The 26,167-nt window shown below is 47.7% G+C and carries 20 protein-coding genes; 12 read left to right on the top strand and 8 right to left on the bottom strand.

Features of this window, described 5'->3' with window-relative positions:
* Positions 1 to 39 precede the first annotated feature (39 nt).
* The 3 genes from fdhF (at position 40) to DRI82_RS23730 (ending at position 3,632) form a co-directional block, all read left to right on the top strand.
* The gene (gene fdhF / locus DRI82_RS01400) at positions 40 to 2,208 is read left to right on the top strand and encodes a formate dehydrogenase subunit alpha (protein WP_114191715.1); all 2,169 of its coding nucleotides are present in this window, start codon (positions 40 to 42) and stop codon (positions 2,206 to 2,208) included.
* A 558-nt stretch (positions 2,209 to 2,766) separates the two neighbouring features.
* Positions 2,767 to 3,315: a GNAT family N-acetyltransferase gene (locus DRI82_RS01395; protein WP_114191714.1), complete on the top strand. Its 549-nt coding sequence runs from the start codon at positions 2,767 to 2,769 to the stop codon at positions 3,313 to 3,315.
* Positions 3,316 to 3,449: 134 nt separating this feature from the next.
* Positions 3,450 to 3,632: a hypothetical protein gene (locus tag DRI82_RS23730; RefSeq protein WP_157967994.1), complete on the top strand. Its 183-nt coding sequence runs from the start codon at positions 3,450 to 3,452 to the stop codon at positions 3,630 to 3,632.
* 101 nt (positions 3,633 to 3,733) lie between these two features.
* Here the strand turns inward: DRI82_RS23730 and iraP are convergent, their stop codons facing one another.
* Both iraP and DRI82_RS01385 read right to left on the bottom strand, forming a co-directional pair.
* Positions 3,734 to 4,015, bottom strand: a complete 282-nt coding sequence (gene iraP / locus DRI82_RS01390; RefSeq protein ID WP_114191713.1) for an anti-adapter protein IraP — start codon at positions 4,013 to 4,015, stop codon at positions 3,734 to 3,736.
* A gap of 207 nt (positions 4,016 to 4,222) precedes the next feature.
* Positions 4,223 to 4,471 (bottom strand): hypothetical protein, encoded by a 249-nt coding sequence (locus DRI82_RS01385; protein ID WP_114191712.1) that lies wholly within the window; start codon positions 4,469 to 4,471, stop codon positions 4,223 to 4,225.
* Positions 4,472 to 5,414: 943 nt separating this feature from the next.
* On the opposite strand from DRI82_RS01385, the gene ompC reads away from it, so the two are divergent.
* From ompC to DRI82_RS01370, 3 genes are all read left to right on the top strand, one after another.
* Positions 5,415 to 6,524, top strand: coding sequence for a porin OmpC (gene ompC / locus DRI82_RS01380; RefSeq protein WP_114191711.1), 1,110 nt, complete (start codon positions 5,415 to 5,417; stop codon positions 6,522 to 6,524).
* 531 nt (positions 6,525 to 7,055) lie between these two features.
* Positions 7,056 to 7,892: a winged helix-turn-helix domain-containing protein gene (locus DRI82_RS01375; RefSeq protein WP_114191710.1), complete on the top strand. Its 837-nt coding sequence runs from the start codon at positions 7,056 to 7,058 to the stop codon at positions 7,890 to 7,892.
* Positions 7,885 to 8,430, top strand: coding sequence for a FidL-like protein (locus tag DRI82_RS01370; protein ID WP_114191709.1), 546 nt, complete (start codon positions 7,885 to 7,887; stop codon positions 8,428 to 8,430). Before DRI82_RS01375 ends, DRI82_RS01370 begins: the two co-directional genes overlap by 8 nt.
* Before the next feature lie 22 nt (positions 8,431 to 8,452).
* Here the strand turns inward: DRI82_RS01370 and DRI82_RS01365 are convergent, their stop codons facing one another.
* The 6 genes from DRI82_RS01365 to DRI82_RS01340 all read right to left on the bottom strand — a co-directional run bounded on the left by DRI82_RS01365 (position 8,453) and on the right by DRI82_RS01340 (position 14,961).
* Positions 8,453 to 8,731: a helix-turn-helix domain-containing protein gene (locus DRI82_RS01365; RefSeq protein ID WP_245956747.1), complete on the bottom strand. Its 279-nt coding sequence runs from the start codon at positions 8,729 to 8,731 to the stop codon at positions 8,453 to 8,455.
* A gap of 116 nt (positions 8,732 to 8,847) precedes the next feature.
* Positions 8,848 to 9,822, bottom strand: coding sequence for a fimbrial protein (locus tag DRI82_RS01360; RefSeq protein WP_114191708.1), 975 nt, complete (start codon positions 9,820 to 9,822; stop codon positions 8,848 to 8,850).
* A gap of 81 nt (positions 9,823 to 9,903) precedes the next feature.
* Positions 9,904 to 10,644 carry a fimbrial biogenesis chaperone gene (locus DRI82_RS01355; protein WP_114191707.1) on the bottom strand — a complete coding sequence of 247 codons (741 nt, stop codon included), beginning with the start codon at positions 10,642 to 10,644 and terminating at the stop codon, positions 9,904 to 9,906.
* A gap of 44 nt (positions 10,645 to 10,688) precedes the next feature.
* The gene (locus tag DRI82_RS01350; RefSeq protein ID WP_245956746.1) at positions 10,689 to 13,163 is read right to left on the bottom strand and encodes a fimbria/pilus outer membrane usher protein; all 2,475 of its coding nucleotides are present in this window, start codon (positions 13,161 to 13,163) and stop codon (positions 10,689 to 10,691) included.
* A 208-nt stretch (positions 13,164 to 13,371) separates the two neighbouring features.
* Positions 13,372 to 13,941: a fimbrial protein gene (locus DRI82_RS01345; RefSeq protein WP_114191705.1), complete on the bottom strand. Its 570-nt coding sequence runs from the start codon at positions 13,939 to 13,941 to the stop codon at positions 13,372 to 13,374.
* Between the two features lie 663 nt (positions 13,942 to 14,604).
* Positions 14,605 to 14,961: an ArsR/SmtB family transcription factor gene (locus DRI82_RS01340; protein WP_114191704.1), complete on the bottom strand. Its 357-nt coding sequence runs from the start codon at positions 14,959 to 14,961 to the stop codon at positions 14,605 to 14,607.
* A gap of 307 nt (positions 14,962 to 15,268) precedes the next feature.
* Between DRI82_RS01340 and fusA the strand changes: the two genes are divergently transcribed.
* The 6 genes from fusA to DRI82_RS01310 all read left to right on the top strand — a co-directional run bounded on the left by fusA (position 15,269) and on the right by DRI82_RS01310 (position 26,124).
* On the top strand, positions 15,269 to 17,368 hold the full coding sequence (gene fusA / locus DRI82_RS01335; protein WP_114191703.1) for an elongation factor G: 2,100 nt from the start codon (positions 15,269 to 15,271) through the stop codon (positions 17,366 to 17,368).
* Between the two features lie 376 nt (positions 17,369 to 17,744).
* A complete protein-coding gene (cstA, locus tag DRI82_RS01330; protein ID WP_114191702.1) occupies positions 17,745 to 19,847 on the top strand; it encodes a pyruvate/proton symporter CstA in 2,103 nt (700 codons plus the stop codon).
* A 76-nt stretch (positions 19,848 to 19,923) separates the two neighbouring features.
* Complete coding sequence (locus DRI82_RS01325) at positions 19,924 to 20,121, top strand: YbdD/YjiX family protein (RefSeq protein ID WP_114191999.1); 198 nt, start codon at positions 19,924 to 19,926, stop codon at positions 20,119 to 20,121.
* A 48-nt stretch (positions 20,122 to 20,169) separates the two neighbouring features.
* Positions 20,170 to 21,210 carry a CobW family GTP-binding protein gene (locus tag DRI82_RS01320; protein WP_114191701.1) on the top strand — a complete coding sequence of 347 codons (1,041 nt, stop codon included), beginning with the start codon at positions 20,170 to 20,172 and terminating at the stop codon, positions 21,208 to 21,210.
* Positions 21,211 to 21,719: 509 nt separating this feature from the next.
* Positions 21,720 to 22,394, top strand: a complete 675-nt coding sequence (locus tag DRI82_RS01315) for an RAD23 family protein (protein ID WP_114191700.1) — start codon at positions 21,720 to 21,722, stop codon at positions 22,392 to 22,394.
* 43 nt (positions 22,395 to 22,437) lie between these two features.
* Positions 22,438 to 26,124, top strand: coding sequence for an FKBP-type peptidyl-prolyl cis-trans isomerase N-terminal domain-containing protein (locus DRI82_RS01310; RefSeq protein WP_170138656.1), 3,687 nt, complete (start codon positions 22,438 to 22,440; stop codon positions 26,122 to 26,124).
* Positions 26,125 to 26,167: the final 43 nt, after the last annotated feature.

Here is a 26,167-nt window from a genome sequence, read left to right as displayed (position 1 = left end):
CGCTATTAATACCCAAGGTACTTTAGGGGAGTGGAACACATGAAAAAAATCACTACCGTCTGCCCATATTGTGGGGCTGGCTGCAAAATGAATCTGGTTGTCGATAACGGCAAGATTATCCGTGCCGAAGCGGCCAACGGCGTCACCAATCAGGGAGAACTGTGCCTGAAAGGCTATTATGGCTGGGATTTTCTCAACGATACCAAACTGTTGACCCCGCGCCTGACCCAACCAATGATCCGCCGTGAAAAGGGGGGGAAATTTGAAGCGGTCAGTTGGGACGTCGCCATTAAATACACCGCAGCCCGCCTGAAAGAGATTAAGCAAAAATACGGTGCGCGTTCGATCATGCATACCGGTTCTTCACGCGGTACCGGCAATGAAACCAACTTCGTCATGCAGAAATTCGCCCGCGCGGTCATCGGTAACAATAATGTCGACTGCTGCGCCCGCGTTTGCCATGGCCCTTCCGTCGCTGGCCTGCAAACTGCGTTGGGAAATGGGGCGATGAGCAACTCGATTGGCGATATTGAAAATTCGAAATGCCTGCTGGTGTTTGGCTATAACTGCGCCGATTCACACCCGATCGTCGCCCGCCGGGTGATTAAAGCCAAAGAGAAAGGGGCGCAGATTATTGTCTGCGATCCACGCCGCATTGAAACTGCGCGCATCGCCGATCAGCATTTGCAGATTAAAAACGGTTGTAACATGACGCTGGTGAATGCCTTCGGTCACGTACTGATCGAAGAAAATCTCTACGATCGTGACTATGTATCGAAATACACCGAAGGTTTCGACGCTTACTGCCAGCAGGTCGCGAAATATGCACCGGAAGATGTTGAGCATCTGACAGGCGTCAGCGCGCAGCAAATTCGTCAGGCAATGCGCACCTATGCCAGCGCCCCCTCCGCCACCATCATGTGGGGTATGGGCGTGACCCAGTTTGGCCAGGCTGTGGATGTAGTAAAAGGGCTGGCAAGCCTGGCATTGTTGACCGGCAATCTTGGCCGCGCCAACGTCGGCGTCGGCCCGGTTCGCGGTCAGAATAACGTGCAGGGCGCCTGCGATATGGGTGTACTGCCCAACGAGTTTCCCGGCTACCAATCGGTTACCGATCCTGCTATCCGTGCAAAATTCGCCAAAGCCTGGGGTATCGACGCTGACAAAATGGATCCCGATATTGGTTACCGCATCACCGAGGTCCCGCATCTGGTCCATGAAGGCAAAGTCAAAGCCTACTACATCATGGGTGAGGATCCCTTACAGACCGAGGCTGATTTGAGCCTGGTGCGCGGTGCCTTCGAAGAGTTGGAGTTCGTGGTGGTTCAGGACATTTTCATGACCAAAACCGCCGAGCAGGCCGACGTCATTTTACCGTCAACCTCCTGGGGTGAGCACGGCGGTGTCTTCTCCTGCGCAGATCGCGGTTTCCAACGCTTTGAAAAAGCCGTTGAAGCCCAATACGACGTTAAGCGTGACTGGGAAATCATCAGTCTGTTGGCAACCGAACTCGGTTATCCGATGCACTATAAGGATAACGAAGAGATCTGGAATGAGATGCGTGAGTTGTGTCCGCTGTTCTATGGCGTAACCTATGAAAAAATGGGCACGCTGGGCCATATTCAGTGGCCTTGCCCAACGCTTGATCATCCCGGCACGCCCTATTTGTACAAAGACAATAAGTTCGACACCCCTTCCGGCAAGGGCCAGCTTTTCGCCACCGAATGGCGTGCGCCTGCCGAAACCCCTGATGCCAGTTACCCGCTGGTGCTGTGCACCGTGCGTGAGGTCGGCCACTATTCCTGCCGCTCGATGACCGGTAATTGTGCGGCATTGCAAAGCCTGGCCGATGAACCTGGATTTGTGCAGATTCATCCGCAGGATGGTGAAGCGTTGGGTATCCGCGATCAGCAATTGGTTTGGGTCAGTTCACGCCGAGGCAAAGTCATCAGCCGTGCCAACTTTAACGAGCGTATCAATATCGGCGCGGTATACATGACGTATCAATGGTGGATTGGCGCATGTAATGAACTGACGCAGGAAAATCTCGATCCGATCTCCAAAACGCCAGAAACCAAATATTGCGCGGTAAAACTGGAGCAGATCGCCGATCAGCGCTGGGCGGAAAACTATGCCCAGCAATCCTATAGTGATATGAAAGCACGCCTGCGTAGCGCCGTGGAGGACGCTAAATCCATCACGGCATGATGAGATCGTCCGAGGCTTCCTAATGGGGGCCTCATTTTAAGGCGCCATTGAATAAACAACCGTATAGGTCAGCCATCCCACGGCAACCAGAATAGCGATAGCGGCAACCGTATAGAGGGCAATTCTCTTTACACTGTAGGACATCGAAGGTTCTCCATTCAGTAAGCATGTAATAAACGCAGGGCTCACCAGCGTTAGAAAAGTGACTCAGATGAATCTGCCTGGGAGACTATGTTTGATCAAAAAACCATGTCTGATTAAGAAACTATGTCTGAATCAACGATCTTTTACCAGCCATAGCGTCAGCGTATTCGACTGATATCAAGCCCCCACCCGATTAGAACTCATGCACCACCACTTTTATCACCACAAAACATGTTGCCAGAACTTAAAATTGCGGCAACCGGCAATTGAACACCTATACTCAAGCTTTCTCACAGTAATCAATCTGTTGTTATTTTTTGTGACGCTGCTATTTTCTCGAAGTCGGTGCTATTTATTTATAGTGCTTCAACCCGAGACACGTCTCATTAGCTATGAGTAAGGATACCTACAACTATGAGCATGCCTATATTACAAACATCCAGACTGACCCTGAGACCTTTCAACACTGCGGATGCGCCGCGTGTAGAATTGCTGGCTGGTAATCGGGTGGTATCCAGCATGACAGCACGCATACCCCACCCTTATCCGAATGGTTTGGCCGCACGCTGGATTGCCAGCCATCAACAGGCTTACAGGGAATGCCGTTTGTTGGCATTGGCGATAGAACTCAAAGAGTGCCAAACTTTAATTGGTGCAGTCAGCCTTTCAGACATCTCCTCTTTTCATCGCCGAGCAGAGTTGGGTTATTGGTTGGGAACAGACTTTTGGCAACAGGGTTATTGCTGCGAAGCCGTTATGGTCATGATTAATCATGCCTTTACCTCCCTTGAACTCAATCGGGTTGACGGCCACTGCCTGAGCAAAAATAAAGCCTCAGCCAACGTGATGATTAACTGTGGAATGCAGTTTGAGGGAGAGCGTCGTCAGCACCTGAACATCAAGGGACATCTTGAAGATATTTCCTATTTTGGAATTCTGGCATCTGACTGGCAACAAGCGTAGATTCAAAAGAAAGGGGACGCCACATCGACAAAATATTGCAGTATGTTAATTTTTCTTGCCGGGACTGACGTAGGATATTTCGTAATTGCAGGCTATTGAGAAAGCCTTGTTATGCAAATCAAGCAGAGGTAAACATGGCGATTACTATCAATTCGTTGGTCAAACACGCGACAGGTGAAATTACCGGGCGAGTGGTCTCGCTAATTTCTAAAGAGCGACATCCCTGGGCAATGGTTGACTGGGGAGGCAGCGGTATTTCCATGCACCCGCTCAGCGAACTGACAGAAGTCAGGGCAGAGAACCGGCATAAACCTTGATGGCGAATTGCATTTATTTTTCGTTACCTAAGCCGTACCCACCGTGAAGTCGTTATGGAACACTTTGCCGCCCCAATGCAGGACATCGAGGCGGCAGAGAATCAGGTGTTTTTTTCCACGATGCGAGGCAAAGAAAACAAACGATCTATGTGTTCGTGCAGAAGCTCAACATCCGACGTCATGATGTCTTCAGATGACTCATCTACAGCAGAAACAATGGCATTATTGATGGTGCTGGACACATTATCCGCCAGTTCTTTATCGAGAACCAAAATGATGCCAGCAATAACCAACGCCTGCGCTTCTACCTGAGCAGTCAGATCTTTCGCATCCACTTCAATCCTGGAGAGTTTTATCAGCAAATCTGCGACTAGATTTTTCATATAGACCCTGCAACCTGATTGATAATAATCAACCTATCATTAATTCAGGCAATGCAATAGTGAGCCAGCAGGTGTTTGCGGATAAAAAATACAGAAAGCCCGGTATTTATCAGAAAGCCCAACCCGAGCAGAACCCGGGCAAAAAGCCCGGCGAGTGGTTCTGACACGATTTAAAGGTAAAGATAAAAGAATTTTCGGAACTGAAGATCAGGCACCGATTTGAACGGCGGTCATCTCATAACCCTGACTGTATTGCGTGGAACCGCTAACGGTCAGACGCTGGCCATAGTGGCACAACATCAACTCAAGCGCCTGCAGATCAAAGCCAATGACACGCATTGGGTAAGCGCTGCGCTTTTGGGTTTCAACCTGAATAGTTGCTACCACCATTGCACGACCTGCGTCGTTTTTCACACGTTTAGGGGTTTTGATGATTTTGCCAGTGACGGTATCCATGATGTCCTCGATTTTAAAGCCATTGTGAAACGAAGGGTGTATATTTTATCACCAAATGAGGCAAAGGTCATTTACCAGTAATGAAAATAGGGTAAATATACGCGGGTGGTTGATTAGTAACAGTTAATTGCTGCAATCATGAGCAATAATAGAAAAACCGGATGTAAAGCAGGGCGAAAGGTTCTTTACCAAAAATCAGTACCCGCAGCAGTGTGGTTAAAAATCGATAGCACTGCGAATTCACCATTCAGTCAGGCAATGATCGCTGTTCTGCTTACAGGCCATTACATGTCTTCGAGGGTGATCTATGCAATCGCTTTTTTACGAGGTGGCTACTGGTTTAGATACAGAGCTCTCAAATACGATGAATTACATCCATGGTAGTCATGAGGAGTATTGTACGTAAAGGGTTATCCACTCACTTCTTTGTGCACTGATTTATACCGCGGTTTTAATTTCCCAGCCAATGAAAATCGATGTGGGGAATATTACAGATGCTCTACCACATGATTATTAAACATAGTCTAAATGAGCTATTACATTGGTAATTTAATTTCAGCAGCCATCACTCTACATTTAAATAACACCTCAGCCTCAGGCAAACAAACCCCGCATAACGCGCTGAAAAACAACCAATAAATAAAAAACAAAACATGGTATTGCGCGCATGCGTGGTCACGCAGAAAATAAAAAAACAAATAATATTTTATAGAGATGTTTGTTTAATTCAGAAGTTTACTTCATAAAGAAGCTTTTCCTAAACGGAATTTAAACGAAACTTTATTGCTGGATATTTCCCTTGCCCAACCTTTCCTAAATGTTTTATTTTTCACCCCCAGCAGCGTTGGGCTTACGTAATCAAGAATTTTAGAGTGCTTATGCCAAACGCTGTTAAAAAATTCTAATAGTTATGAAAAATTTAATCTTAACGAGGATATTGATAATGAAACTTCGCGTACTTTCTCTGGCAGTCCCGGCTTTACTGATGGCAACCTCAGCAGGCGCTGCTGAAATTTACAATAAAGACGGTAACAAGTTGGATTTGTTCGGTAAAGTTGACGGCCTTCACTATTTCTCAAGTGATAAGAATGTTGATGGCGATCAGTCTTACATGCGTTTTGGCCTGCGTGGTGAAACCCAAATCAGCGATCAGTTGACCGGTTACGGCGAGTGGGAATATCAGGCAAATCTGAATCAGGCTGAAAACGAAGCCAACAATAACTTTACCCGTGTCGGTTTCGCTGGTTTGAAATTCGCCAACTACGGTTCACTGGATTATGGTCGTAACTACGGCGTAATGTACGACGTCTCTTCCTGGACTGACGTTCTGCCAGAGTTCGGTGGTGATACCTATGGCGCTGACAACTTCCTGTTCCAGCGCAGCAACGGCTTATTGACCTACCGCAATAGCGATTTCTTTGGTCTGGTCGATGGCCTGAATGTGGCTGTCCAGTATCAGGGCAAAAACGGCAGTGCCACAGAAACCAACAATGGCCGCGATGTTCAGGCACAAAACGGTGATGGCTACGGTATGTCTGCCACTTACGACTTGGGTTATGGCGTGAGCGCAGCGGGTGCTTACTTCTCTTCCAAGCGTACCAGTGAGCAAAATGGTGCCAACAATGCCGCTATTCTGGGCCGCGGAAGCAACGCAGAGGCATATAGCGCCGGTCTGAAATATGACGCGAACAATGTCTATCTGGCAGCAATGTATACCCAGAGCTACAACGCTAACCGCATCGGCAACAAAACCAGTGAAATTTATGGTTTTGCCGATAAAGCACAGAATCTGGAAGTCGTTGCACAGTACCAATTCGATTTCGGCCTGCGCCCGTCCATTGCCTACGTACAATCTGAAGCAAAAAACGTCGCTAACTACGGTACGCAGAAGGTCGTGAAATATCTGGATATCGGCACGTCTTACTACTTCAACAAAAACATGTCCACCTACGTTGACTACAAAATCAATCTGTTGGACAAAAATGACTTTACCCGCGCTAGCGGCACCAGCACCGACAACATTGTTGCTACCGGTCTGGTCTACCAGTTCTGATTGTGATTCCCTGATGACGGGCCAGAATCTTCTGGCCCGTTTTACTGCCAGTTTTCATTCCTCGTCTTAAACCAGTAGCGTTCTTCTATCCCCATAGGATCACGTAACGGCGTTCCTCCAAAACCTTCTGGCCCGGAAAAACTCCCCTGCCCCAAAAAAACCAGCAACAAGGGATATTCTCCGCATTGCCCTGCTTCGCAAACCGGCGATTAATCTCATAAAATGGTCGCTATTTGACCTATATGCGCTTAATAAATAGACAAAACTCCTCATGACAGACGATAAAAAATGTAAGCGGAAACCCTTCTTCGCTCCATTCAATATTCCGCATTTAACGCCTGCTTCGCTCTGAATAAATATTTATTGGATTAAGAATAAACTTACAAGAATTTCTTTTTTATAATCGAATCAGTTTATACTGACACAAAGCCTTCAGAAAAAGAGGCGAGAAAAGAGACAAAGTATGTTGACTGCATACTATTTTTTGAATAGTAGGAAATGCATTGCAGGAAAGATAAGGACGGCTAATGGATGATTTATGTAATTGAAAATCATATACTCTTCAATACGGATGAAAATACGCTCGTTATACGGGATAATAGCGAAGAGAAAGTTGTCATCTCTAATCCAGCTCGTCGTATTTTGGCATTACTCATTGAGCAGCAGGGTATTGTCGTCATGCGGGAAACTCTTTTTCAAAAGGTCTGGGATGATTATGGTTTAATTTCAAGCAACAACAATCTTAATCATTGCATCAGTAAACTGAGAAAAGTGATTTCCAGCCTGGGTATTACTTCGGAACTCATTGTCACTGTCCCTAAAGTTGGATTTCTTCTCAAAAAAGAGATCGACGTAAAAATCCACTGCGAACCAGACATACTGGAAAAACCACTCTCCCCTCCTTTACCTCCGGTTGAAAATACTCTCGATACTGTAAAATTCGCGGAATCTGCTGATGTTACGTTAAACAAAAAAGACATTGGATTTTTAAAATTCCCGTTAATTATCTATGTGCTTGGCTGCCTGATATTATCTTTACTCTCCTCCCTGATAATTATAAAATTCGATCGTCAGCATATCTCAAACAATCTTTTTGTTGCAACGCTTGGAGAGTGCAATGTGTATTCATCAAACCCGATTCCCGTACACAGTGAGCAGAAATTCATCGAGTCGGCCAAATCCTTCATAGACAAAAAGAAGGTAAGCTGTCAAGGTAATGATATTATCGTATTTCACACCGAATCCCTTCTTTCACCCATTGATACCGGCTCTTCAAGAGAATTCATGGCCAAATGTGAGGTTGGCAATAGCCACAATATAGAATTATGCGTAAGCTATTATAGTAACAACAGGAAATTCGATGATTAAAGTAAAGGCAGCGGCTATATTACTCCCTCTTATCCTGGGTACAATAATGTTGATAGCATATGCTATCCATACAATATTTTCTGCAAAAACCAGCAGTAATGATCTTGCTTATAACTATGGCTGCCGCGGTAATATGCTTGTCGAAGGCATCTATAACGACAAGCGGGTTACAATGAACGCAACCATTTACTTTTCATTTTTAGACGCCAATAAAATTCTCTATTCAATAAGCGGCACAGCAACCTTATATAATGAAATGGATGAAACAATAGACAAAAAAACCATCCAAAGGAATGTCTACTTTAATTATAAAGTAGAGAGTAGAGAACAACATACTTATACGTTTACCAGTAAACGAATTGATATTGATGGTGTAGATAACATTGATAAAGTTCTGGCAAGTCTTGTCATGTTTAACAGCCTCTTCGTCCTCGGTCACAGGGATACTCTCGTTATTAACAAATACACCAAAAACACGATTTTGATAGCCAATAATCAATCACCTGTTGTGATGTGTGTTTATCGTTATATCTTTTGAAATGAACCAAAGTACCGGGCGGTTATTTATAATAAAAGTAAAAATTAAAACCACATGCCAAGGCATAGCGTTTCAAGGTCCGGAAACTGGCATGTGCCGGTCTCTTTTCGAGACGATTAACCGCTGGCGGCGTCACTCCCAATCTTTTCGCTACATCAGCCTGACTTAATCCCGCTTCTTCCCGCATTCTTTGCAGCATATCTTCCAGTTCAATATCTTCTACAGGTTCTTGAGCATCATAATGAACTTGGGGATCTTCCAGTGCTTTTGCCCGCAATCTGGCATTCTTCATGAATTCCATTATTGTCCCACCTTTGCCAACCCATTTACGCCAGGTTTGCCTTATTTCAAATACAGATCGGGAAGTGTTTTAATCACCCCTGGGTTTCTGATCTTCCTGTCATAATATCCCTTTAGTTAATAGTAATTAATTTTCACAATGACTGATGCATCAAACTGACCAAGGGTTATTTCCCTGCCGGGGATCGCACTTAGTGTTGCCGTAAACTCTTTAGTCACTTCGTTGACGTTGTTTAATTCTGCAAAGTTATCGTAGTGTTCAAATCGAATAGCCTGTTGCAAATCATTGTATAACATTAGTTTCGCCCCATTTTGCAGGTCGATGGCGTTATCACCAATCAACGGACTGGGGGAGGAAAACTCGGCTTGAAGGGAAAAATTGTCCGTGCAACCCTGTTTTATTGCTTTAATTGAAAAAGGTAAACTGACGCCAGAACCTTCACTTAATCTATTTTTCTGGATACTGGAGAAATCGACTATTTGCGACTCAGGGTAGACCTGTAGATCCGAACCACAGGCCAGAAATCGTATCCCTTTGAGTCCTGAAAGTGTGTATTTTACGTTTCTTGCATTGCCGGATTGATTCAGACCACGACTCCCATCAAGTTGGAATACAGTGAATTGATCGTCCCCAACATAGTTACCATTGGAGGGGGCGTTACCATCCAACTTTATATAAAGTCGAAAAGAGACAGGAACAGTGACATTCTGCCCTCTGACAATTGGACTGCTGCCGGTACTCAAACGCTGTGCGTTCTCCTCGAGATCCTGGCCGTTATAACTCACACCAAGCTTAAGCCCATAACCTAAGGATTGGGATTTTGGGTTGAAGTAAAAATGGACGACATCGGTTATGGTGCCGAGGACATTATCGCAATACGCGGTCATACTGATATCATTGGATTCCCATATTTTTGTCCCTACAGGAACATTTGATGGTATCGCAAGTTGACCGACAGTTATTGGCGGCATATTAACTAAACCCGTTCCCTGTTCAACGCAGTCCAGAGCCCAGACAATCCGGCTCATAAATAAGAGGCTGAGAAATAGCGTTATTTGGCGCAGAGAACACCTTTTTCTTTGAATATGCATTTTTTATCCTGATTAAAAATCGGGCTTAGAGCCTATCCCAATAGGCGCAATTGTTGCTTTAGCCTCATGCCCCTCCCGCTTTTATCTGGTCTTTCTGGTTTTAATCAATTCACATTGACTGCTTCGGCACTGATATTCATTGACCTGCAAACCGCCGTAGTCATCCATATAGCCGATACTGTACCGCTCACCGCTATAGCCTCCGGTGCTAATCGTTTCGCTGGCGAATGGGGCAATCATCGCGCTATCAAAACCAGGGAAATTGCCACCGTTGTCCTTACTCAAGTAGCCGAGGGTGATATAAAAGGGTGTCGGATTAGTTATTTTCACCGCCCCAACTTGCGTCGTTATCGCTATCTTTTCCTGCCAGATATCCCCTTGCTTCGGTGCAATGGCAGTCGGTCGGAAAAAGAGTTTTACCCGGCTTTGAATGGCGACCTGCATAACATTGGCCAGATCGCTCTTCGGCGGAACTTCTCTGACATTGAAATAAAACAGCGACTCGCGATCTTTCGGTAATGCCGCCGTGTCCGGCAGTTGCAGGATCCTCACCTGACTCTTTTGACCTGAATCAATACGCTGCATCGGCGGCAGTGCCACCAGCGGACGGGTAATTTTTTCCCCTTTGGCATCCTCAATCCACACTTGTGCCAAATAAGGCAAACTCTTGCTCTGATTTTCGAGTGTGACGCTGACTGACTTATCATTACTGCCAAATATCACCCGTGTTCTATCCAGATTAATCGCCGCAAAGGCATTGCTGCATAACACCACGGTAAAAATCAGTATTGCAAAGAGTAAAGAGGGGTTTCCCTGTTTCATTTTTTCTTTCCCATAATAAAACTTTGTACTTATGACGCCTGATATTATTGGCATGGCAATAGAACCTGACCGGATAAAAGCGAATGGTTATCGGGTACGCTAATATGGCATTGCGTATTATCTCCCCAGCGTACTGTCAGATTTTTCTCTGCTGAAATACCTGCCAGATAGGTCAATCCACCGTCGCCAATTAATCCGGCTTCAACTCCCGTACTGTCATCCATTACGGCAGCCCCAAGTGGTGGATAGCTCCCATCCGTTAACCGGATAATCGCCATCAATTGCTGGCCCTTTATAGCGCGAATCTTGCGGTAACCAATCGCACCTTCGGTCAGGGTTTTACTGACAACCGAGCTGTAAACCTCGACATCCTCAGGGAGATTATTGACATCAATCCGAACGTCCGACGTCTGATAACTGGACACGCCATTAACGACGGTAATACCGTAATCGTTGGTGATTCCTGAACCGTTATTCACCGGTATTCCTTTCACCCCCGCAGCCAACATCATTCTTGGTTCATTACCGACACTGCTCTGGTGTAATGCTGCCCCATAAGGCGTTGCAGTAAATGAGCCGTACCAGTTGGCGCTGGTTGAGCGATAGTCATTATTCTTGACGCTGCCATTCAGGCCCAATTGCCCATACGGCGAGTTATGCTGATAATTACCGCGAAATACCCCATTCCCTTGCTGTATATCCGGGCTACTGCCTCCCGCACTTACCCGCCAACTGTTATTCATGTCCTGGCTATTGTAATAAGAGACTGTCTGGCTGAAACCACCGGTTGAATTATTCTGTGCGTCATAACTGATCTGCTGCCCCGTAGAGAGGGGTAAACTGAAGGAGAGAAACATCTGATTCTCATCCTGATAGCGGTATTTCAGTTTGCTGGCAGACAATGTTGCCGCGATCCCTCTTAATTGGCCGATATCAAATATCTTGCTTACCGACATGCTGTAATTATTTGTCGATGTGTCATTCCAATACACTTTGTGTGTGGCTGACAGGTAGAGCGTAATATCCGGCCAGGGTAAGTACTGATTCGCCGTGATGGTGTAAGTTTGCTTATCATCTCTTGAGTAGGTATTCCCGCTGGTTTTGTCGAGAAACTGATTCAACGACATAAACGTTCTCTCTGAAAAACGGTATCCAGCGAAGGTAATCTGACTCCCTGTGGAATCAAAACGTTTGGCGTAATTTGCGCGATAGCTATATCCCGTCTGTCTGTTTTGGTGCAGCAACGTCGCAGCAGAGCGCGTAACGTCGAAAGATATGGCACCAAAATCCTGCAAGTTTTGCCCCAAACCCAGCGCTTGCGCCTGATAGTCACCATTGGTCGCGATCGCACCGCCGTATAGCGACAGGTTATTCAGCACACCCCAGGAAAGCTCCCCGCTGTAGAAAGCAGGATCGATTGCGTGATTATTTCGCCCAATCGTCGGTTTGCCCATCGCGGTTTTAAACCGAATAGCACCTTTTCGCGTCAGGAAAGGAATTGTCGCCGTACTGACCTGAAAAGAGGTCACGCTGCCATTTTCCTCTTCAATACGAACATCGAGTGCGCCCTGTACAGCCTCGCTCAGATCCTGGATAACAAACGGCCCCGGCGGCACGTTGGCCTGATAAATAATCCGGCTGTTTTGACTGATAATGATTCGCGCATTGGTTCTCGCTATCCCGGTAACCTGTGGCGCGTAACCACGCAGTGACGGCGGCAACATGCGCTGATCGCTGTTAAGCGACACCCCGACAAAGCGGAATGAATCAAAAATGTCCGAGTTAAAGTAGGTTTGCCCACCACTTAACTTTGCACCCAATGCGGGCAACGCTCGATAAAGGTAGAATTGCGACCAGGTAAACTGGTCACTCACTGGCCCTTCCGACGAATGGCTGTTGGTATATTGGTAATCCCCGCGTACTCGCCACGCGCCTATATTGATACCGGTGGTTCCGTAGCTGCTGAAATTGGTTGAGCGTGCGCCCTGCTCCGGAACAAATTTGCTGCCTAGCAAATTATAATCCAATAAAAAACCGGGTACACCGTCGTCCCATTGTGAAGGTGGAACCCAATTCTGGTCGCGGTAATTAAGCCACGCCTGAGGTATCGTCATCGTCAGGGTTTGTTTCTCCTGATCGTATCGCGCAGTAATCTCAGGCTCTTGATCCAGCGAGAGACATTCGTTGCCGTGCCACGCAGTCAACGATGAACGAAATTCCTCAATCAAATCGAACTGATCGACTAATAAAGGCGTAAGGCACACCCTACTGTTCTTTTCATTTTCCGTGGCTAAGAATTTTATTAGACTCTGTTCAGGTAGCACATGGCCATTCACCACGACGTCCAGAAGATACTCTCCGGGCAGAATATAGTTCGCCACTTCAAATCGTGAAAGATCAATGTTTTCGCGATCGTTGGCATCGATGATATTCACGTTGAATTCGATTGCCTGACTCCCCGGAGAGATAACAACTCCAGCAGCTGCTAAGATAACCAACCGTGCCAGCTTAAAAATCATTGAGATCCCATTCAATGTAAAATACATGGTAAAATCACTTTTTTATTTTTTAAAAGTAATCCAGAACTCAGCTTTGAATAATGCCTGGGAGTGTTATTGAGCATGCCAGAGTAAGGGGAGTTTCCTCCCCCAATACCCTTCATATATGAAGCCACATTGGCGTTAACAGTGATTATCAGGGGTATTAAATAGCATTGAATCTGAAAATTTATTTATAGTTCAGTGCGTAAGTAGCTTGGGAAACGATAGTACCGGTAGAAACCGCCTGGTTATTGGCTTCAACGCGAGCGGCAAAAACCAGCTCATTATTACCCGTAACCAGATTGATATCTTTGGATGAGTCACCCACTTTCAGTAAATCACCATTGGCATCGATCAAACGAATAGCAGCACCTCTTGCACTGCCGGTGTTAGCGACCAATTCAGAGACACTGCTGTCTGCTGTACCGCCAAAAGTCACGGCCACTTTCGACATTGCCGGATATTCCACATCACCCGCGGTCTGTGAGGCCAAATCACAATCTTGCAGATGAATGGTATAATTTACGTTTTGAGAATATTTATTGCCGGTCTCAAGGACCTTATTCGCTATCTGACCCATATCGACGTTGATATCTTCATCCCCAGGTGCCACGGAACAAGGGGCATTAATGATAGTTCCGGTGAAATGAATTCGGCCTGAACCCTGGTCAGCACCTACTGGTGTATCGGCAAACGCTGAAGCAGACATAAATGCTGACATAGCGATAATAAGAACATTCTTCTTGGTATTAAACATGGTTAGTCCTTGAAATAGTTGCGGTCATACATTCATTTTCAACTAATGCATTTTCGACCAATGCAGTTGCGATCAATTGTGTGTATTGCCGAAGAGAGCCCACCTCTCTTGTCAGATCAATATACTGATATTTGTCTTTATACGGAATAATAAATTGAGAAATGATAATATTAAGAACTAAATTCTAAAATTATTACCATTAACGCCCTTTAACAAGGATTATTAACGTCTACGTGAATACTATTAATATTAAATTTCATAGTCTTCTAACTTTAAGATCCATACTCATCAATGAGTTAAGATTTTTTTAACATAAAATAAACATAACTTACCCTAAGTTAAAACATAAAGTGATAAATACAAGGTGATTTTATGGCAGAACACAAGAAATAATGAAAACAGGCAACACTCTTCCTGCAAACAGACAGTATTTTCTGCTGCCAAAATGCCGGGAAATCAGGAGTGAATAATCCTCAGTTACGCAGGATAATTATTTTTTATTGAATCTTTTGTTTATTTTGATAGGCGAGTTAATCATCGCAAGAATTTGAGGGATTATTGGCGTGAGGCGTATTGATGTGAAGCTTTTCATTAAGCAGGCGCGCTGGGCAGATAAAACTGCCCCAAAATAAACATGAGAAAACGTTCAGTCGTTACCTTGTTTTATTGATCCCTCTGTTCGGGCAAATGCTTTGCCGTCGCTTCGCTGGTGGTGGTGTCATTCTCAACGGCATTAAGTAAAACCTCCAACAACCCAGGAAAGCGCGCGTCAATATCGTCACGGCGTAACGACAATAAATTTTCACGTCCATCAGGTCGTTGCCAGATTACGCCACTTTCCCGCAATACCCGCCAATGATGGGTTAATGTCGATTTCGAGAGCCCATGAACCAGTGTTCCACTGGCGTGTTCTCCTCCCCTGGCCAACTTGCGCACAACTGCCAGACGCAAAGGATTCCCCAGTGCTGTCAGCACATGTTCCAGACGAATCTGTTCTCTTTCAGGGTGATGGGCTGCCATAACGCTCCTGTTTTTTTGATAGTTGACGCGAATCCAAGGTAGCGCTTTTCCTTGTGCCACATTGACCGGACACATTCCGGCGCAGAAATATAGCCTAAACTCCAATTCTGATGCAACGCTGAACGTGCCGCAGAACCTTGACTCGACCACAGGCCCAGGATTGCATTTTTCCTTAAACAAAAATTGTTCGTGTATACTCGTACAATTGTACTATACTGGTCGCGAACAACAACCTTCCGTGGAAAAAATAGAAGTCATATTTCCATGGGAGGATCATGAAGTAGCCATCATCTTGTAAGGACGTTATATGGCACGCAAAACTCCCATTGAACGCTATCGAAATATCGGTATCTCCGCACACATCGACGCCGGTAAAACCACGACCACCGAGCGCATCCTCTTTTATACCGGCGTGAGTCACAAGCTAGGTGAGGTGCATGACGGTGCGACGACGACCGATTGGATGGCTCAGGAACAGGAGCGTGGCATTACCATTACGTCTGCTGCGGTGACCTGTTTCTGGCGCGGTATGGATCACACCTATCCCCAGCATCGGATCAATATTATCGATACCCCAGGGCACGTCGATTTTACTATCGAAGTCGAACGTTCCATGCGGGTACTTGACGGCGCAGTCATGGTGTATGACTCGGTCGGTGGCGTACAGCCACAATCCGAGACGGTCTGGCGTCAAGCCAATAAATACGGTGTTCCGCGTCTGGCTTTCGTCAATAAGATGGATCGCCCCGGCGCTGACTTTTTCCGCGTTCGCCAGATGATGATCGATCGCCTCAAGGCCAATCCAGTCCCGATCGTTATCCCGATTGGCAGTGAAGATCATTTTGTTGGCGTCGTGGATTTACGGAAAATGAGAGCCATCCTGTGGGATGAGGAATCCCAGGGGATGAAGTTTTCCTATGAAGCTGTCCCAGCGGATCTGCTCACGCAAGCCAATGAATGGCGCGAGAAAATGATTTCCGCCGCTGCGGAAGCCAATGAAGAGTTGATGAACAAGTACCTTGAAGGCAGCGAGCTCAGCGAAGACGAAATTACCCTCGGCTTGCGCATCCGCACCATTGCTGGCGAGATCCAGCCCATGCTATGTGGCAGTGCCTTTAAAAACAAAGGGGTACAGCGCATGCTGGACGCCGTCATCGAACTCATGCCATCCCCGCTGGATATTCCGCCGGTGATCGGTACAGATGAGAAAGGCAATGAAGTGGTTCGCCACGCTGACGACAGCGAGAAGTTTTCCGCGCTGGCGTTCAAACTGATGACGGATCCCTATGTGGGGCAACTGACGTTTGTTCGCGTGTACTCGGGTGTTTTGAGTAAAGGTGACAGCGTGTATAACCCGATTCGCGGCAAGAAAGAGCGCATTGGGCGTATTGTGCAGATGCACGCCAATACGCGCATCGAGGTTGATGAGATTCGTGCAGGTGATATCGCGGCCTGTGTCGGCCTTAAGGAAGTGACCACCGGTGAAACCCTGTGCGACCCTAACGCCGTGCTGACACTGGTTAAAATGGAGTTTCCGGAACCGGTTATCTCTCAGGCGATCGAACCCAAGACTCAGGCCGATCAGGAGAAAATGGGCATCGCCCTGCAACGTCTGGCCTCTGAAGATCCTTCGTTCCGTATCCACACGGATGAAGAATCGGGACAAACGATCATCTCCGGGATGGGGGAACTGCATCTGGAAATTATCGTGGATCGTATGAAACGCGAGTTCGGTGTAGAAGCCAATATTGGTAAACCGCAGGTCACCTATCGGGAAACGGTGCGACAAAAAGTCACGGATGTTGAGGGCAAATTTGTCCGTCAGTCTGGAGGGAAAGGCCAATATGGCCACGTCGTCTTTACTCTGGAACCGCAGCCCGCAGGCACCGGTTGCTCTTTTGTTGACGCCACCAAAGGCGGGGTTGTACCACGTGAATTTATCGGCGCGGTAGAGAAAGGGGTCATCGAGGCGCAAAACAACGGTGTCCTGGCCGGTTATCCGGTGGTCGATGTCAAAGTTACGCTGACGTTTGGCTCGTACCATGAAGTCGATTCGTCCGAACTGGCGTTTAAAATGGCGGCAATTTTTGGTTTCAAAGAAGCCGCGAGAAAAGCCAGTCCTGTCATCCTTGAACCGGTGATGAGCGTTGAAGTTGAAACGCCGGAAGAGTATGCCGGTAATGTGATGGGCGATCTCTCTTCGCGCCGCGGTATGGTGCAGGGCATGGAAGAAATGATCGGTGGCGGCAAGGCCATCAGGGCGGAAGTGCCGTTATCAGAAATGTTCGGCTATTCCACCACGTTGCGATCGATGTCGCAGGGCCGAGCCACGTATACCATGGAGTTCAAGCATTATGCCGAGGCTCCGCGCAATGTGGCTGATGCCATTGTTGCATCCCGCGGTTAGTAAACTCTCCTGAAAACAGTGCGGTCAGGCAATTTCGCCTGACCGCATTCTTATCTCAATCAGCACTGTTCTTGCCAAACGGAATTGCTCTGACCCTAAGAATAATCCGTAATATGATATAACGGAAATGTACCCTTTTTCACAGCGACAACGGCTTTCAATAACCTTACGCAATGGCGGATAAGCCGTAGAAAGCGCACAGGAAAAGCGCAGGAAATACATGATTTATTACAATTCGAGTGATCCACGTATCAATCTGAACAATTAGATGCCATGAGGACTCTGCATAAGCAACATTACCAATATAGAGTTGATATGTTTTTAACGTGAAACGTAAAACACCTCTGGTTGTAATAATAATGTTGGACTCATACTCATGAATATAAAAAAACACGCAATATGGATAGTACTGGCAATCGTGGGTGCATTTGCCCTCGGGTACATTGCGCTAAACCGTGGTGAACGAATCAACGCATTGTGGATAGTCGTTGCTGCGGTCTGCGTCTATCTGATCGCCTATCGCTATTACGCTCTCTTTATTGCGGAACGCGTTCTTTCCGTCGACTCCACGCGTATGACACCCGCAATACGTCATAACGATGGCCTCGACTACGTCCCTACCGACAAGAAAGTCCTCTTTGGTCACCACTTTGCGGCAATTGCTGGGGCGGGGCCGCTCGTCGGGCCGGTACTGGCCGCGCAAATGGGTTATCTGCCTGGCATGCTGTGGTTGTTGGCAGGGGTAGTATTTGCAGGGGCTGTGCAGGACTTTATGGTGCTGTTCGTCTCGACCCGTCGCGATGGCCGTTCACTGGGTGAGCTGGTCAAAGATGAGATGGGAAATACCGCTGGGGTCATTGCCCTGATTGCCTGCTTTATGATTATGGTGATCATTCTGGCCGTTCTGGCAATGATCGTCGTAAAAGCCCTCACCCATAGCCCATGGGGAACCTATACCGTCGCCTTTACCATTCCGCTGGCGCTGTTTATGGGAATCTATACCCGCTATATCCGTCCTGGTCGCATCGGTGAGGTGTCCATTATCGGGCTGGTCTTCCTGATTTTCGCCATCATCTCTGGCGGATGGGTGGCCGAAAATCCAGCCATGGCACCTTATTTTGATTTCACCGGTGTGCAGTTGACCTGGATCCTGGTCGGCTATGGTTTTGTCGCTGCCGTGTTGCCTGTATGGCTGCTGTTGGCACCGCGTGATTATCTCTCTACCTTCCTGAAAATCGGCACGATAGTCGGTCTGGCAATCGGTATTCTGGTCGTTCGGCCTATGCTGGAAATGCCTGCGCTGACCAAGTTCGTTGACGGTACTGGTCCTGTCTGGACTGGTAATCTGTTCCCGTTCCTGTTCATCACCATCGCCTGTGGTGCCGTCTCTGGTTTCCACGCGCTGATCGCCTCCGGGACGACGCCGAAAATGCTGGCCAACGAAAATCAGGCTCGCTTTATCGGTTATGGCGGCATGCTGATGGAATCTTTCGTTGCCATCATGGCGCTGGTTGCGGCCTGCGTAATTGATCCAGGCGTATACTTTGCCATGAACAGTCCGCTGGCAGTTCTGGCACCGGCAGGCACCGTTGATGTGGTGGCTTCCGCAGCTTCCGTAGTCAGCGGCTGGGGCTTCCAGGTAACACCTGAAACCCTGCAAACGATCGCCAATGAGGTCGGCGAGCAGAGCATTATCTCACGTGCGGGCGGTGCACCTACGCTGGCTGTAGGGATGGCCTATATTCTGCACGGGGCGCTGGGTGGCCTGATGGAGATCTCTTTCTGGTATCACTTTGCAATCCTGTTTGAAGCACTGTTTATCCTGACCGCCGTTGATGCGGGTACCCGAGCAGCACGCTTTATGCTGCAGGATCTGCTGGGTGTGTTCGCACCGTCGATGAAGAAAACTGACTCTTTGCCAGCCAACCTCATTGCAACTGCGCTATGCGTAATGGCGTGGGGATATTTCCTGCATCAGGGCGTGGTGGATCCGTTGGGTGGAATTAATACCCTGTGGCCACTGTTTGGTATCGCCAACCAGATGCTGGCAGCGATGGCGTTGTCACTGTGTGCCGTTGTTCTGTTCAAGATGAAAAGACAGCGTTACGCATGGGTAGCCTTGGTACCTACCTCGTGGTTGCTGGTGTGTACCTTGACTGCCGGCTGGCAAAAATCGTTCAGCGAAGATGCCAGAGTGGGCTTCCTGGCCGTTGCCAATAGGTTCCAGGCAATGATTGACAGTGGTAATATTCCTCCTCAGTACACTGAATCCCAGTTGGCACAGTTGGTATTCAACAATCGGCTTGATGCGGGTCTGACCATGTTCTTTATGGTGGTTGTGGTGGTTATTGCGTTCTTCTCAATAAAAACCGCGCTTGCGTCACTGAAAACCGACAAACCAACGGCCAATGAAACACCGTATGAGCTGATGCCGGAAAATTATCAGGAAATTGTAAGCAACACCAAAACAGCGCATTGATTCTGGCGTTATACTAAGAATAAGGAGACTGATGGGTTCCAGCCCATCAGTCTTTCACATTCAATGGGGTGGTAAAATGTTTGATGCTCTTGCCAAAGCAGGTAAATACCTTGGGCAGACCGCCAAATTGATGGTCGGTGTGCCTGATTATGATAATTATGTTCAGCACGTGCGGTTGACGCACCCTGAGCAAACACCGATGACGTATGAAGAATTCTTCCGCGAACGCCAGGATGCGCGCTACGGCGGCAAAGGCGGTGCGCGCTGCTGCTAACGCGCGGGCAATACCTGAATGGGCGCCCTTAACCTTTGAGAATGCACAATGAATGATGCTGTACCGGTTACAATCCTGAGTGGATTTTTGGGCTCAGGCAAAACGACGTTGATTAATTACCTTCTCGCCCATAACGACAACCAGCCTATTGCCATTTTGGAAAATGAATTTGGTGCTGTCAGCATTGACGGAGATTTGCTGCGGGGTGGGGAAAACGTCAATGTTGTGGAGTTAAGTAATGGTTGCGTTTGCTGTAGCGTGCGTGGGGAATTCACCGCAGCGCTGCATGAAATGCTCGATAAACGCGAACAGGGTGTCTTGAAATTTGATCGACTGATCGTTGAGACCACCGGTCTGGCCGATCCCTCACCGATTATTCAAACCTTTTTTGTCGATGAACGACTGCGTGACGCGATGCACCTTGATGCCGTCATCATCCTCGCGGACTGCGAGCATATTCAACGTCAGCTCGATGAACACCGCGTGGCCGCTGCACAAATCGGCTTTGCCGACCGAATACTGCTGACCAAAACGGATCGGGTCGATGATTCGCTGAAAGAGCAAGCCATTCAACGCATCCATCAAATCAACAACAAGGCCGAAATTTTTGAGATCGTGCAGGGGGAATGCCCGCCTTCGCTGTGGCTAGATATTCATGCGTTCGAACTCAATGACGACATTGGCGTCACCCAGGGATTCCATGTGATTCGCGCTGCCGAACCTCAGCCGATGAAGTTTCAGGCTTTCCGTCTGGCACCACAACAAGCGACACAATCCTGGAATGATGACATCCAGGCCCATGTTTTTGAGGCAGGTAAACTGGACTTGAAAAAAATTGGCGCGTTTATGGAGAGCATTGTCGAACAGTACGGCAACGATATGCTCCGATATAAAGGCGTGCTGGCTATCGAAGGCAATCCGCAGCGCCTGATCGTTCAGGGCATCCATAAAGTGGTGGGTTTCGATTACGGCTCAGAATGGGAGGAGAATAAACCGGCCCAGTCACGTCTGGTGATCATTGGCCGTTACTTGCCGATCGCGTCATTACGGGAAGGATTTATCGCCGCATCCGCAGATCCCGTAAGTTAATCCTTAGCGCATAAGCGTTACGTCACCAATGGGTTGTCATTGCGCCAGCCCATTCAGGTTCAGCATTATTAGAAAAGCGCTTTCCACAACCGCTTAAGATATTTCCTCTCCACGTCTGCTGAGCTGATAATGAATTTGCCACTCAATTGAGGTAAGATATTTCTCGTTATATCAGGTAATTCTTAAAGAAAAGTCTATTAAATAACGATTGATACTCAGATATACCTTACATTGCCTCTCATGGGTTCTTATTTGACTTTCCCTTTCGCTCCATAAAATGAAGTCCCAGCCATAAACGCCTGCATTCGATGACTTTAATTAAGATTATTTTTAGTTGAAAATCCGGCATTACTCTTACCTTTTAACTAAAAAAACAGTAACATAAGCGTTCTACTGGGCTCTCACCAGGCACTCTTAAAATTTTATTTACTGAAAAGTGAGTAATTTTAGGAGGTTGTGGCTGAGATTTCATTTAGATTAATAGCGTCCGTAACAATGATTCCAGCAAAATGAAACAATTATTGCGGCCGTTTAGTTTACATAGGGATTGTGTAGTCCGGAAAGGCCGTGATATCAATCACACTATGGTGAAAGCCATTAAAGTTGCGTCAACCGGTAACCTCTCTCTTAACGTATTTTTTCCTTTAGAAAATTCAAAAAATATTCAAGACGAGTGTTTCTGGAGTGTTGCAACAATGAAAAAAAGTATAGTGCTTGTTACTCTATCCCTGTCCTTAATGGGATGTCAGAACGCTAATCAACAGTCTGCCGCGCAAAAATCGGCAACGAGACCGGCTTCGGTTACACAACCAGCCCCAATGACGCAGTCATCGTCTCCCGATGCGCAGCAAGCCCAGACAGTCAGCAGCCAAGCCGTGCCTTCTCCCGCGTTGATGAATTCAAATACTCCTGGTACCCCTGAAGAATATGACGCAACGTTGGGGCCCTGCCTCAAAGAGTTGAAAGCCTTGCAGCAGATCAAAGAAGCCAAATTTGTAACTCGCAACGCAGAGCTGAACCATTTACTGGTAGAAGCGAAAAATTACATAAAGGTACGGGGCAACATGAATAGCGAGATGACAAATATCCTCGACTCTGCGTTCCAGTATCGAATTGCCAGAACCTGTAATGATATCAGAGTAGACCTGACTCGCTCGCTCTTGGAACGTATTGAGAAAAGTTGATTTTTAAACAGGGATGTTGATGTTGAGCCGCAGGAGATCAGGTATGAACCGAGGGACATTGGCCTTAGCTATTGCTATGCTGCTATTCGGTAACAGCGTTTTATCCGCTGAAACCATTTCAAATAATGAATCGGAGTCCCTATCGGGACTCTCCGATATTCTACAGCAAAGGCACGATGCCCTTTTTGGAACTATTGGTCAATTAGATATTCCTGCGGCTAATTATGAGATCCGACGTAACTCAGAATCTTCTCAGCCACCGCAATCATCCGCGCGGAGTAATGTACGTTCTTCAAGTGATACGACTCAACTTAAAGAGCAACTGGCAAAAGCACAGAGAGCGGCACAGCAGCAAAAGAGTAGCGCAGAAGCTCAGGCTAAATCCTATCAAGAATCTCTTCAGCAATTATCTACACAAATTACAAAATTAAAGCAGGAACTTTCCGAAGCGCAAAAGCGTCAGGCGTCAGGTAATTTGCGCCAGGCGGGTGAGCAAATAAGTGAAGGAGTTCGCTCCGCTTGGGAAAATATTAAGAAACCTTCTGGTGTTGATAAAACATCAACCGATATTCAAACTCAACTAACCGCGCAGATTAATAATTTAACGCAGCAACTTGCTGAGGCTAATAAGCTCAACGAGCAGCGGCAAGCAGATATTAACGCACTGACTGCCAATGCCACTGGCGAAAGCGATCAGTTGCTGAAGCAACTCGATGAACTGAAACTGCAACTCGTCACCGCCGAGAAAGCCAGTGCCGATCAGCAAGCCAAGACCGATGCCACCGTCAAAGCCAACGACGCTGAGAAGCAGACGCTGACCGCACAGATCACCGACTTGCAGCAAAAGCTCTCTGATGCAGAGAAGAACGCCAAAGCCATGCAGGCGCAGGCCGACGGCAAGAGCAAAGAGGCCGCAACCCAGATCGCCGCGCTGATGAAAGATGCCGACAGCGGCAGCAAAGAAATGGCAAAACAGCTCGATGCGCTGAAACTGCAACTGGCGGCTGCCGAGAAAGCCAGTGCCGATCAGCAAGCCAAGACCGATGCCACCGTCAAAGCCAACGACGCTGAGAAGCAGACGCTGACCGCACAGATCACCGACTTGCAGCAAAAGCTCTCTGATGCAGAGAAGAACGCCAAAGCCATGCAGGCGCAGGCCGACGGCAAGAGCAAAGAGGCCGCGGCTCAGATCGCCGCGCTGATGAAAGATGCCGACGCCGGCAGCAAAGAGATGGCGAAGCAGCTCGATGCGCTGAAATCGCAACTCGTCACCGCCGAAAAAGCCAGCACCGAGCTGCAAGCTAAAACCGATGCCACCGCCAAAGCCAACAATACTGAAAAGCAGACGCTGACCGCACAAATCACCGACTTGCAGCAAAAGCTCTCCGAGGCTGACAAGAACGCCAAAGCCATGCAGGCGCAGGCTGACGGCAAGAGCAAAGAGGCTGCGACCCAGATCGCCGCGCTGATGGAAGATGCCGACAGCGGCAGCAAAGAGATGGCGAAGCAGCTCGATGCGCTGAAATCGCAACTCGTCACCGCCGAAAAAGCCAGCACCGAGCTGCAAGCTAAAACCGATGCCACCGCCAAAGCCAACAATACTGAAAAGCAGACGCTGACCGCGCAGATCACCGAACTCAAGCAGAAGCTCAGCGAGGCTGAGAAGAATGCCAAAACCATACAGGCGCAGGCCGACGGCAAGAGCAAAGAGGCTGCGACCCAGATCGCCGCGCTGATGAAAGACGCCGACAGCGGCAGCAAAGAGATGGCGAAGCAGCTCGATGCGCTGAAACTGCAACTCGCTATCGCCGAGAAAGCCAGTGCCGAGCTGCAAGCCAAGACCGATAGCGCCGTCAAAGCCAAAGACGCTGAAAAGCAGACACTGACCGCACAAATCACTGACTTGCAGCAAAAGCTCTCTGATGCAGAGAAGAACGCCAAAGCCATGCAGGCGCAGGCCGACGGCAAGAGCAAAGAGGCCGCAACCCAGATCGCCGCGCTGATGAAAGATGCCGACAGCGGCAGCAAAGAGATGGCGAAGCAGCTCGATGCGCTGAAACTGCAACTGGCGGCCGCCGAGAAAGCCAGTGCCGAGCTGCAAGCCAAGACCGATAGCGCCGTCAAAGCCAAAGACGCTGAAAAGCAGACGCTGACCGCGCAGATCACCGAACTCCAGCAGAAGCTCAGCGAGGCTGAGAAGAATGCCAAAACCATACAGGCGCAGGCTGACGGTAAGAGCAAAGAGGCTGCGACCCAGATCGCCGCGCTGATGAAAGACGCCGACAGCGGCAGCAAAGAGATGGCAAAACAGCTCGATGCGCTGAAACTGCAACTCGCTATCGCCGAGAAAGCCAGTGCCGAGCTGCAAGCCAAGACCGATAGCGCCGCCAAAGCCAAAGACGCTGAAAAGCAGACGCTGACCGCGCAGATCACTGACTTGCAGCAAAAACTCTCTGATGCAGAGAAGAACGCCAAAGCCATGCAGGCGCAGGCCGACGGCAAGAGCAAAGAGGCCGCAACCCAAATCGCCGCGCTGATGAAAGATGCCGACAGCGGCAGCAAAGAGATGGCGAAGCAGCTCGATGCGCTGAAACTGCAACTGGCTGCCGCCGAGAAAGCCAGTGCCGAGCTGCAAGCCAAGACCGATAGCGCCGTCAAAGCCAAAGACGCTGAAAAGCAGACACTGACCGCGCAGATCACCGAACTCAAGCAGAAGCTCAGCGATGCTGAAAAGAATTCCACTGAGTTACAAACGCAGGTCGAGAGCAGTCGCAAAGAAACAGCAACTCAAATCACCATGCTACAACACCAGCTTCATGCAGCTCAAAAAAGTGAAGCTGGAAAGCAAGAACGCATAGATGCACTGACACAAAGTTTGGATACCAACGGCCAGCAGCTCAACGTTAAAATTGATACGTTACAGCAACAACTGGCTGCGGCAGAAAAAACGAATGAAGAACAAAAAGCGCTAATGAAAACGCAGGATACCGAAAGCCAAAAACTGCTTTCACAAGTGGAAACCCTGCAACTTCAATTAGCTGAAAGCAAAAAACAGCAAGAACAAACCGTTGCACAAACCGCTTCCGCCAACAAAGGCTCACCAGCAAAACCTGTAACAGATGCGGAAAAACAGGCATATGCCAACGGTATTATGTACGCCAGGCAGTTAGGGGAAATCAACAATCAACAACAGCAAATGGGTCTGGTTCTTGATAATAGATTCCTGGTCAGCGGATTCAACGATGAGATTAATAAACAGTCAAGCATGAGCAGCAAAGAGCTCGCGGCTGCGCTGTCTACATTTAATCAGGACGTTGATAAAAAAATGAATGAACTGGCGAGCAAGTCAGAGAAGAGCAGTAGTAGCTATCTACAGGAATTCAGTAAGAAAAAAGGCGTGAAGAAAAGTCCTTCCGGCTTTAGTTATCAGATCGTTAATGCAGGTAATAACAAGAAAGCCACTGGGAGCGAACCGTTACGCATACAACTTAGAGAGTCACTCTCTACAGGGGTTGTTGTTAGTGATACCAACAAGTTAGAAGAAAAATCCATCACTATTTACTACGATCAATTGCCTCCCCTGCTCCAGGAAGGAGTCAACATGATCGGTGAAGGGGGGTCTGTGAAGATCGTCATTCCTACGCAATTGGTCTATGGGGATGCCGGTTCTCCACCGTTGATTCCACCTAAATCAACATTGATTTATGACCTCAAAAGACTTGCCCCCTGATTTCCAGCATTAGCCTGCAATAGATAACCACTTGTATTCACAA

Source organism: Edaphovirga cremea, assembly GCF_003332275.1.
In the GTDB taxonomy this organism is placed as follows: Bacteria; Pseudomonadota; Gammaproteobacteria; order Enterobacterales; family Enterobacteriaceae; genus Edaphovirga; species Edaphovirga cremea.
This window is presented reverse-complemented; position numbering and strand designations above follow the sequence as displayed.